The sequence below is a fragment of the candidate division KSB1 bacterium genome, assembly GCA_022562085.1.
In the GTDB taxonomy this organism is placed as follows: domain Bacteria; phylum Zhuqueibacterota; class Zhuqueibacteria; order Oceanimicrobiales; family Oceanimicrobiaceae; genus Oceanimicrobium.
On the sequence record JADFPY010000177.1, the window covers coordinates 1 to 8,879 of the forward strand.

The window sequence follows — 8,879 nt, forward strand, 5'->3', positions numbered from 1 at the left end:
TCCTTCGGCTACTCGTAGAATTACTGAACTCGCTCACAAACTCAACCCGGCGGTTCATCTAATCGTGCGAACGCGTTATCTGCAGGAAATGCAGCCGCTACATGAGTTAGGAGCCAACGAAGTCATTCCCGAGGAATTTGAAACATCTGTTGAAATCTTTTCCCGGGTTTTGGTGAAATACCTAATACCGCGAGACGAAATTGAAAAATTCATCGCCGAAGTCCGTGCCGGCGAATACGAAATATTTCGAAGTCTTTCAATAGGGTCGGCGGTGCTTTCCGATTTGAAGCGCCATCTTCCCGATGTCGATATCTGTACACTTCGTGTAGATGATACATCCGCGGTCGTTGGCAAATCCTTAGTTCAGATCGGCTTGAGACAAAAATACGGCGTGACGTTACTGGCAATCCGCCGGGATTCACAAATGATGTCCAACCTGAGCGGAGAGGCCAAAATTTGTGCCGGCGATCTCCTGATTGTCCTTGGGCAAACAGATGAAATTGCCGCGGCCACGCGCTTATTTCGAAATCCACAAAAAGGAGAGTCAATTTCGTGAATCCAATATTTAAGACAATGGTCACTCAATTTTGCGCCTTAAACCGACATGTCCCAAATGTAAGAGGGACACTTTTCGGTACAGCCGACTGAGTAGTTATGTGTCACAAAGAATCAGGAATTAAATGAAAATCATCGAAGAATTCATACAGAAAGAATCTGCTGGTGGCATATTGTTAATTTTAGCAACGATTTTGGCGCTTATATTAAGCAATACATTCATGTCACCATTATATCGATCATTCTTACATATCCCCGTAGAGATACGAGTTGGTTCCTTGCATCTTGATAAGTCACTTTACCACTGGGTAAATGATGGCTTGATGGCTATTTTCTTTTTCTTAATTGGGTTGGAAGTAAAAAGAGAAATACTAGAGGGGCACTTGTCATCAATGAGTCAAATCGCACTACCTGGATTTGCTGCTCTCGGTGGAATGCTTGTTCCAGCAGGAATCTATCTGGCCTTCAACTTAAATAACCCAATCGCAGTTAATGGATGGGCAACACCAACGGCAACTGATATAGCTTTTGCATTAGGCATCCTTTCTTTGTTAGGAAAGCGAGTTCCCATTTCACTTAAGATATTTTTAATGGCATTAGCCATTATTGATGACTTGGGTGCTATAGTCATTATCGCTATTTTTTACACCACTGAATTATCAACGCTATCTATTGCCGTCGCTCTTATTTCTTTAGCCACCTTAATTGCTCTAAATATTTTTGGCATGTCTAAAAAGGCCGCTTATTTTATTGTAGGTATAGTACTATGGGTAAGTGTCCTTAAATCTGGAGTACATGCAACTTTGGCTGGGGTGGCATTAGCATTTACAATTCCATTGAACGCAAAAGATGAAAATAATCAACCTATATCACCACTTAAAGAAATAGAACATAATCTTCATTTTTGGGTTGCATTTGTTATTCTGCCGTTATTTGCTTTTGTTAATGCAGGTGTCAATATAACTGAAATATCTTTTAGCCAAATGTCTGGTTCTGTGCCATCAGGAATCATGCTTGGGTTATTTATCGGTAAGCAGCTTGGTGTCTTCGGATTTAGCTGGGTTGCAATAAAAGTTAAACTGGCAAAATTACCAGAAGACAGTAATTGGAAACAGCTTTATGGGGTATCAGTATTAACAGGTATCGGGTTTACTATGAGTTTATTTATTGTTTCTCTAGCATTTGAAGATGACAGTATCTTTCAATACACAGATAAATTAGCAATACTTGCAGGGTCATTTATGTCAGGAATCGTTGGTTATTTGATTCTGAAAACAGGGCAAAACACGTAACAAGGACTGCACTCGGACAGCCAAAAGCGTTTTAATTAGTGCCTTGCTTGTTGTGGGAGCAATAGTCCGTGGTGGACGCATAGCGGGAAGAGAAAGTAAGAGAGAGCAGTAAAAGTAGAAATTGAACATTAATGAGATAGGTAGCTCATTTTTTTTGTTAGCAAGCTGCTTTATTGAGTGTCCGGCGGACAGCTAACGTATTCGTTGGGCGACCTTGTGAACATCAAACATATCAATATCAAAGGAGACTTACATGGACAAACAAACACTGATTGACCACTGAAAGAAAAGATTTCAGCGAAGCAATCGTGCAAGGTTCGCTCGAAAGATTGAATCCCATTTTGTTGACCGCGCTTACCACCGGCCTGGCATTGATTCCGCTGGCGCTTGGCGGCGATCCCGGCAAAGAAATTCAGTCGCCCATGGCGATTGTGATACTCGGCGGTTTGTTGACTTCAACCGTATTGAATATGATAGTAGTGCCGAGTCTGTTCTACAAATTCGGCGGACGAAAGCAATCCATAAGATCATAAAGTCCTGAGTCGGTGGTGTGTCTCTGGCCAAAACCTCTTGTTTTTGGCATCGGTACCGAAGTACAACGCCCTTTGGCTACAGTGGTCGTTGGCGGATTAGTCACATCAACGGCTTTAACCCTACTGGTTATTCCGGCGCTGTATAAATGGTTTGCAGTCGATATAAAAATAGAAAAGAGCAATGCATAACAATTTGAGTCTGAAAATTATATTAAGCATTTTCCTTTGACATGGGAATATTTTTTATGGAACATTTGTTACTACGCAACGTAGTACTACAATATCTCGTTAATTGACACCTACTCAAATCAATATAAATATGAAAAACTTCTCATTTACATTTAATCCGAACAAGAAGGGTTTGCGCAAGATCCTCGGCGACCTCGAAACCGACATTATGGAAATTATCTGGCAAAAGGGCGAGTTGACCGTGCGCCAAGTTTATGAAATGCTACAAGAGAAAAGAAATATCGCCTACACCACAGTGATGACGGTGATGTCTCGTCTTGCCGATAAAGGTCTACTTCAGAAAATCAAAGAGGGTAATGCCTTCCTCTATCGGGCGCCAAGTACCAAGGAGGAATTCACCCGATCGACCCTCAAGAAAGTGATCAACGAGCTGATGGCCGATTTCTCCGCGCCCGCTATCAGCCAATTTCTCGATTCCATGGAAGACGCCGACCCGGAGAAGATGGAAGAATTGTCCCGTCTCATAGAAAAAAAGCGTAAGCAGAAAAATGTTTGAATGGTTATCTGAACAATATATCAAACTCATTCTCAACTACGAGATTCTGCTCGGCAACCCATCGGGGTGCGGTACGGTTGAGCTGTTGCGCCTGTTTACATTTACCCTGCTGGTAATTTTCGTTCTAAAGCTGTTTGTCCATTTGATCATTTTTCAACATCTGAAACGTAAATTTCCGAGATATTCCGAAGACTCACAAGGATCGCTTTTCCATCTAATTAAAAAAGCAGCACAGAGAGTAAAATTGCGAAACCTGCCGCCGCTTTATCAATTCAGCAACGAACGACCGCTGGTTTTCACCATCGGTTCTCTCAAGCCGGCGATTTTTCTGGCCCCACAGGTGGTTGAGAAATTAGCAGAACCCGAACTCGAAGCCGCCCTGGTTCACGAGCTTACCCATATCCGAAGGCGCGATAATTTGCTCATTTGGTTTCTGGAAATTTTCTTTCTTTCCATGCCCCTGCTGATCATTCAGATTTTTGCCATCAGCTTTATTTTCAGCGTGCAGAATTCGGTTTATGCCATTTTAGGGGCACTGGCGGTGCCAATAGCATTCAAAGTATTTTTGTGGAAGCGGATTCTCTATTTGCGTGAGCTCTCCTGCGACGACCTGTCGGTCGACAAAATTAAAGACCCGTTGATTCTGGCGGCTTCGTTGACCAACGTCTGGCGACTCGGCAAGGAGCTGCCTCGATATCGCTGGCAAAAAGGGCTGGCGTTTGCGCAAACCCTGTTACCCACACGGCTCAATATCGATTTTCGCATAAAACGATTGCTCAATTATAAAAGACCGTGGTTTAAGTTTTTGGTCGGTAGAGCCACGAAAGTTTTTCTGGTCGGTTTTATGCTGTTCACCCTGGTTTTTCTCTGGCAATTCTACCGCAAATACGGGCATTTAAACTTCGGCATCCAGGACGTTCACAGCCTGCATATTTGCACAGATCTATGTGACCATTACTAAAAAAAAATTTAACCCAAACTACGACGACTTGTAGTAATTAATTAACCATTTAATTTAAGGAGGTTCAGTTATGACAAAAAGTATTCTTATCGCAGCCGGACTCGTGCTACTCGTGTCGATCGCCATCTTCGCTTATGGCGGAAACAACTTCGCGAACACCCTGCACGCCGCAAGTCATAAATTTGGTTTGTGCCAGGCCGCAGACGCAGCGCCGACATTTGCAAGTGCAGATAGAAACAGCGCCGGCGCGTGCTTAAACAACACCGCCTGCAAGCCTGAAAATGCGGTGGCCACCCTCGCCGGCTTTAGTGAAGCTGAGCGCAAGCTTATTGATTATGTCTGCGACCGCGTGGTTGGCGAAGGCAAAACCAACTTTGACGATGTGGATTTTGAAAAAGAGATCGGTGTCTCGGTCGATGCCCTGGATCAACAAACCTTACAAGTTGGCGTGTTGGCAGAATTGAATCGCAGAAACTTTAAATTCAGCAGTCTCGGCGGTGGAGGCTACTGCTCGAAGTTCAGCGCTTGCTCGGTAGATAGAGATCTAAGCGGCGCAACTGGCGAGGAACTGACCCGCTACCAATTAGAGAAATCACAGGATGGAAATGAATTTACCGACCGGGCAGCACCTGATTTCACTTTGCCGACAACTGACAGCAGGACCGTTTCTCTTTCAGATTATCGCGGCAAACCAGTGGCTGTGGTTTTTCTCTCAGGTCACTGCTCGCACAGTTTTGATACTCTGCCCATTCTGACCGAAATGAACAAAAAGTATGGCTCCGAACTGGCCATTCTGCCGGTTTATGTCAACAGCGGCTCGGTCGAAAACGTCCTGACCTGGAGTGCAGAGATGAATTTGGGTTTTCCTTTGATCGTTTCGCAATCCAAAGAAATCTCAAACGCCTACAACAGCAGAATGGTCCCGTCAACTTTCTTAATCGATCGGAATGGACAATTAACCAAAAAGTATGTTGGCTATAAAGATCAGGCAATTTTGGACAAAGCCTTCGCTGAATTGATTCGTTCTTAAAATATTGATCCATGTTTATGGAGGCCGAGACTTATGCAGAAAACTGAGCTTAGAATTAGTGAAAGAAAAGTCGAAGAATTTTTAGACCTTCATATAAAAGTCCTAACGGGCATTTTACAGGGGAAAGGCTTTGAGCAGATTCGTGAAGAATATGAGGGCGAATTTGAGCGTCTCAACTATTTAGAGGTCGCGACAAAATACCTGTCATGTCTGAGCTTTAATGAAAAAGGCGAGCTCAAAGCCGCCTATCCCCTTTCGCCTAAGAAAACGGACTATCACATATCTGTGGACGGAATTGGCTCCGGATATGCTATGTGCGCGATCGATGCTTTGGGGGCAGCCTACACATTCAAGGCAAAAACGGTAATCGAATCAGCAGACCCGGCGACCCAGACACCTATCAAAATAACAATCGATCCCGAGAATCTGGAAACTGAACCGTATTCCGATATTGTCGTCACGGCTCCGAAAGCCATTCCACAGAAAAAGGAAGGTGAAACGTTCGACGCCTCTGTTGATATGTGTCCCCAAATTGGGTTTTTCGAAAGTGCGGAGACCATTCCGAAAGAACAGCAAGAACTTGTGGCCGCCATCTCGTTTGACGAAGCACTGAAGCATGGCAGAAGTAATTTTGATATTCAAATACTGAGACAGGGATTCAAGGAAGCGGTATTGACGTTGATGACGCTTTACCAGAAAGGATCAATATCAGAAGACCAATTCATCAAAACCTTTTTGGAAAATACCTCGAACAGCATTCTGAAATCCTTGCAGTCGGAGCAGCTAAAAACAATAATCCTTCAGCCGCTGGTAGCAAAAAAGGTTTTTGAAGAAGTAAGTCCACCAGATTCTCAAGAAAGGCATTTGCGACTAGCCGATTTAGGAGAAAGAATCCTGAAAACATTTTTGGATTAGATCAGAACGTAATGTGTAAAGTAATTGAGAATAATCTTAGTTGAATACCCTAATTCAAGAAATTGTTTACTACAATATGTAGTGGACATTTCTAAGCGCCAAATTTCTATTACTTACCAACTGATTTATGATGTTTGACTGGCTTTCTGAACAGTATATTCAGTTAATCGCAAATAGCAACATCTTATTGGGCTATTTTGTGGATTGCTATGCTGTCGAACGGCTGCGATTATTGGCCCTCGCTCTCTTTACTTTGCTTATCCTAAAAGTGGGAATTCATTTGACTGTATACCAGCGGCTGAGAAGAAACTTTTCAGAATATTCGGGGCAGAGCGACCCCTACTTAATGAAAATATTCAATCATGCCAACGCAAAAGTCAAATTAAAGCGTCTGCCGCTTCTTTATAAGTTTTCCAACCAAATCCCGCTTTTGTTTACGATAGGAACCTTAAGACCCGCTATTTTTATGGCACCTATTGTTTCGGAAAAACTTTCAGAAGAAGAATTAGAAGCGGCCTTAACTCATGAATTAAGCCATATCAAACACTTCGACATCTTGTTTAGTTGGTTATTAGAATTTCTGTTTGTTGTGATGCCGCTGCTGGTTGTGCAATTTTTTGCGTTCTACTTTGTTTTCAACGGTTCAAATTCTCAAATTGCTATTTGGGGGACAGTGGTTTTGATAATTGCATTTAGAGTTTTTGCATGGCGACGGATTTTTTTCTTTCGCGAACTCTCCTGCGATGATCGTTCAATCCAGGCTGAAGCGAATCCATTAACATTAGCTTCTGCACTTGTAAAAGTTTGCCGTTTAGGAAACCCGCTTCCACGGCACCGTTGGAAATACGGTCTGGCTTTTGCGCAAACTCTCCAAGCCACAGGCCCACGTATCGAAAACCGAGTGCAACGATTGATTAATTACAAAACTCCGAAGCTAAAGCAATTTATTGTTAAAGCGGTGCGAATCACAGTCATGACCTTGCTGATTGGCATATTCCTCTTTCTGTGGCGATTTCATACTGCTTATGGTTTCGTAAAAGTTAGAATAAGCCATATCCATGGAAATGATTGTGCTCATCAAATCGTTCTTGTAGACGATTAAGAGGAGTCATATTTTTTTAACTATGCTTACTACTCATTGTAGTAACATTAATTGATGGAGGTATCACGATGACTAAGTTCAAGGCCACTCTATTCTATTTCAGCGTTATTTTTTTACTGTTGTGGAGTCAAGCAAACGCACAGTCGTGTAGCAACTATTGCAGAACCCACAATCATAGTACAACCAGCAAAATAGATCTTGGCTACTCTGGAAGGAACTATTGTTCTGAATTCAGCGCCTGTTCAATAGACCGTGACTTGAGTGGTGCCACCGGTGAAGAGCTCCAACGCTACAAAACGGAAAAAACCCAGGATGGCGAGACCTTTTCGGATTGGACAGCTCCCGATTTTACATTACCAACCACCACAGGCGACCGAGTGTCGCTTTCCGATTACCGAGGTCAACTCGTGGCGTTGATTTTCATGTCAGGTCACTGCTCGCACTGCTTTGACACCCATAACATCTTACCAGATTTGCAAGACAAGTATGCTTCTAAAGGATTGGCGATCCTGCCCGTTTATATCAATAGCGGGTCGGTTGAGGGTGTCCGCAGTTGGAGTAAAGAGATGAATTTAAACTATCCGCTTCTGGTCTCTCAGAGCACTGATATTTCCAGACTTTATGACAGCAGAATGGTGCCATCCTTCTTTCTGATTGATCGAGAGGGAAAGATAACAAAAAAGTTCGTTGGCTATAAAAGCAAATCCACTCTGGACCGGGCGTTTGCAGAATTGGTTAATTCGAGAAGTTGAACAATATAAGCAACTCATGATTGTGAAGCACCTCACAATTTTGTTATTTCTTTTGCCAATTTATCTAAAGGCTCAAGACAACAAAATACAAATCCTTTATGATGCATTTGGTAAGGAAGTCAAAGGCACGACCTTCGATTGGGGCTTTTCAGCCCTTATCAGCTATAAGGGTAAAACCATCCTCTTTGACGCAGGTAACAACGCTGACATTTTTGGCCAGAACGCTAACGCACTCGGTGTGGACTTAAAGAAAGTTGATTTTGCTGTTTTATCTCACCGCCATTTCGATCATGCTTCCGGATTCGACCATCTTCTCAAAGTCAACCCGTCAGTAAAGCTTTACTTGCCTTATGATTGGACTCTTGGACCTCCCTATGAAGGCAATGTGCAGGGCTGGTCGCCGGAATTGACTGAGGACTTGCCGCCAGAACAAAAATATTTCATGGGAAGAACAACAAAGTATAAAGGAAAGACCACGGGTCGCTTTTGGGGAGCCAATGCCGAATTTATCAACAAAAGCAAAGAAATCAGTCCCGGCATCACGCTGATATTTACTCGCTCTCCATTACTTGGAGACTGGTCAAAATATCCGCCAAACGAGGATGAGCCACGAATGTCGAGCATGCCCGAACTTTCACTTGCTCTAAACACAGAGAACGGACAAATACTCATTGTCGGCTGCTCTCATAGTAAAGTGAAGGAAATCGTGAAAGAAGCAAGAGATTTCCTCAAACAAGAGATCGACCTGGTCACAGGGGGTTTTCATCTTTTACCCTATAAGTCCGATTACATTTCCAATCTTGCAAATGAAATGAAAAATCAACTGCATGTCAAGCGGGTTGCACCTGCCCACTGCACGGGTCAACTGGCATTCAAGATCTTTAGCGACGTTTATGGCGAGAATTATCTTTTTGGTGGACTCGGTAGTGAGATTCGATTTTGAAGTATACTATTTATGTCTTTTTTCAAATATATTAGACTTCTGCAAAACCCA

The 8,879-nt window shown here is 43.0% G+C and carries 11 protein-coding genes; all 11 read left to right on the plus strand.

The window, feature by feature from the left end:
* Positions 1 to 556, plus strand: a 556-nt coding sequence (locus tag IH879_14230; GenBank protein MCH7676092.1) for a potassium transporter KefB, incomplete at its 5' end; no start/stop codon positions are given.
* A 124-nt stretch (positions 557 to 680) separates the two neighbouring features.
* The gene (gene nhaA, locus IH879_14235; protein ID MCH7676093.1) at positions 681 to 1,847 is read left to right on the plus strand and encodes a Na+/H+ antiporter NhaA; all 1,167 of its coding nucleotides are present in this window, start codon (positions 681 to 683) and stop codon (positions 1,845 to 1,847) included.
* Between the two features lie 272 nt (positions 1,848 to 2,119).
* Positions 2,120 to 2,380: an efflux RND transporter permease subunit gene (locus tag IH879_14240; protein ID MCH7676094.1), complete on the plus strand. Its 261-nt coding sequence runs from the start codon at positions 2,120 to 2,122 to the stop codon at positions 2,378 to 2,380.
* 12 nt (positions 2,381 to 2,392) lie between these two features.
* Positions 2,393 to 2,569, plus strand: a complete 177-nt coding sequence (locus IH879_14245) for an efflux RND transporter permease subunit (protein MCH7676095.1) — start codon at positions 2,393 to 2,395, stop codon at positions 2,567 to 2,569.
* 130 nt (positions 2,570 to 2,699) lie between these two features.
* A complete protein-coding gene (locus IH879_14250) occupies positions 2,700 to 3,125 on the plus strand; it encodes a BlaI/MecI/CopY family transcriptional regulator (protein ID MCH7676096.1) in 426 nt (141 codons plus the stop codon).
* Positions 3,118 to 4,086: a M48 family metalloprotease gene (locus IH879_14255; GenBank protein ID MCH7676097.1), complete on the plus strand. Its 969-nt coding sequence runs from the start codon at positions 3,118 to 3,120 to the stop codon at positions 4,084 to 4,086. Before IH879_14250 ends, IH879_14255 begins: the two co-directional genes overlap by 8 nt.
* A gap of 70 nt (positions 4,087 to 4,156) precedes the next feature.
* Entirely contained in the window at positions 4,157 to 5,116 is a 960-nt protein-coding gene (locus IH879_14260; GenBank protein ID MCH7676098.1) for a TlpA family protein disulfide reductase, read from the plus strand.
* Between the two features lie 33 nt (positions 5,117 to 5,149).
* On the plus strand, positions 5,150 to 6,031 hold the full coding sequence (locus IH879_14265; GenBank protein ID MCH7676099.1) for a hypothetical protein: 882 nt from the start codon (positions 5,150 to 5,152) through the stop codon (positions 6,029 to 6,031).
* Positions 6,032 to 6,218: 187 nt separating this feature from the next.
* Positions 6,219 to 7,133, plus strand: coding sequence for a M48 family metalloprotease (locus tag IH879_14270; protein MCH7676100.1), 915 nt, complete (start codon positions 6,219 to 6,221; stop codon positions 7,131 to 7,133).
* A gap of 68 nt (positions 7,134 to 7,201) precedes the next feature.
* Complete coding sequence (locus IH879_14275) at positions 7,202 to 7,885, plus strand: TlpA family protein disulfide reductase (GenBank protein MCH7676101.1); 684 nt, start codon at positions 7,202 to 7,204, stop codon at positions 7,883 to 7,885.
* On the plus strand, positions 7,857 to 8,828 hold the full coding sequence (locus tag IH879_14280) for an MBL fold metallo-hydrolase (GenBank protein MCH7676102.1): 972 nt from the start codon (positions 7,857 to 7,859) through the stop codon (positions 8,826 to 8,828). The genes IH879_14275 and IH879_14280 overlap by 29 nt, the downstream gene beginning before the upstream one ends.
* The last annotated feature ends 51 nt before the right edge of the window (positions 8,829 to 8,879 follow it).

What these genes read in the sequence shown, in the direction of transcription:
- IH879_14265 (MCH7676099.1), top strand. Translation starts at nt 5,150, where the DNA reads ATGCAGAAAACTGAGCTTAGAATTAGTGAAAGAAAAGTCGAAGAATTT.
- nhaA (MCH7676093.1), top strand. Translation starts at nt 681, where the DNA reads ATGAAAATCATCGAAGAATTCATACAGAAAGAATCTGCTGGTGGCATA.
- IH879_14250 (MCH7676096.1), top strand. Translation starts at nt 2,700, where the DNA reads ATGAAAAACTTCTCATTTACATTTAATCCGAACAAGAAGGGTTTGCGC.
- IH879_14275 (MCH7676101.1), top strand. Translation starts at nt 7,202, where the DNA reads ATGACTAAGTTCAAGGCCACTCTATTCTATTTCAGCGTTATTTTTTTA.
- IH879_14255 (MCH7676097.1), top strand. Translation starts at nt 3,118, where the DNA reads ATGTTTGAATGGTTATCTGAACAATATATCAAACTCATTCTCAACTAC.
- IH879_14260 (MCH7676098.1), top strand. Translation starts at nt 4,157, where the DNA reads ATGACAAAAAGTATTCTTATCGCAGCCGGACTCGTGCTACTCGTGTCG.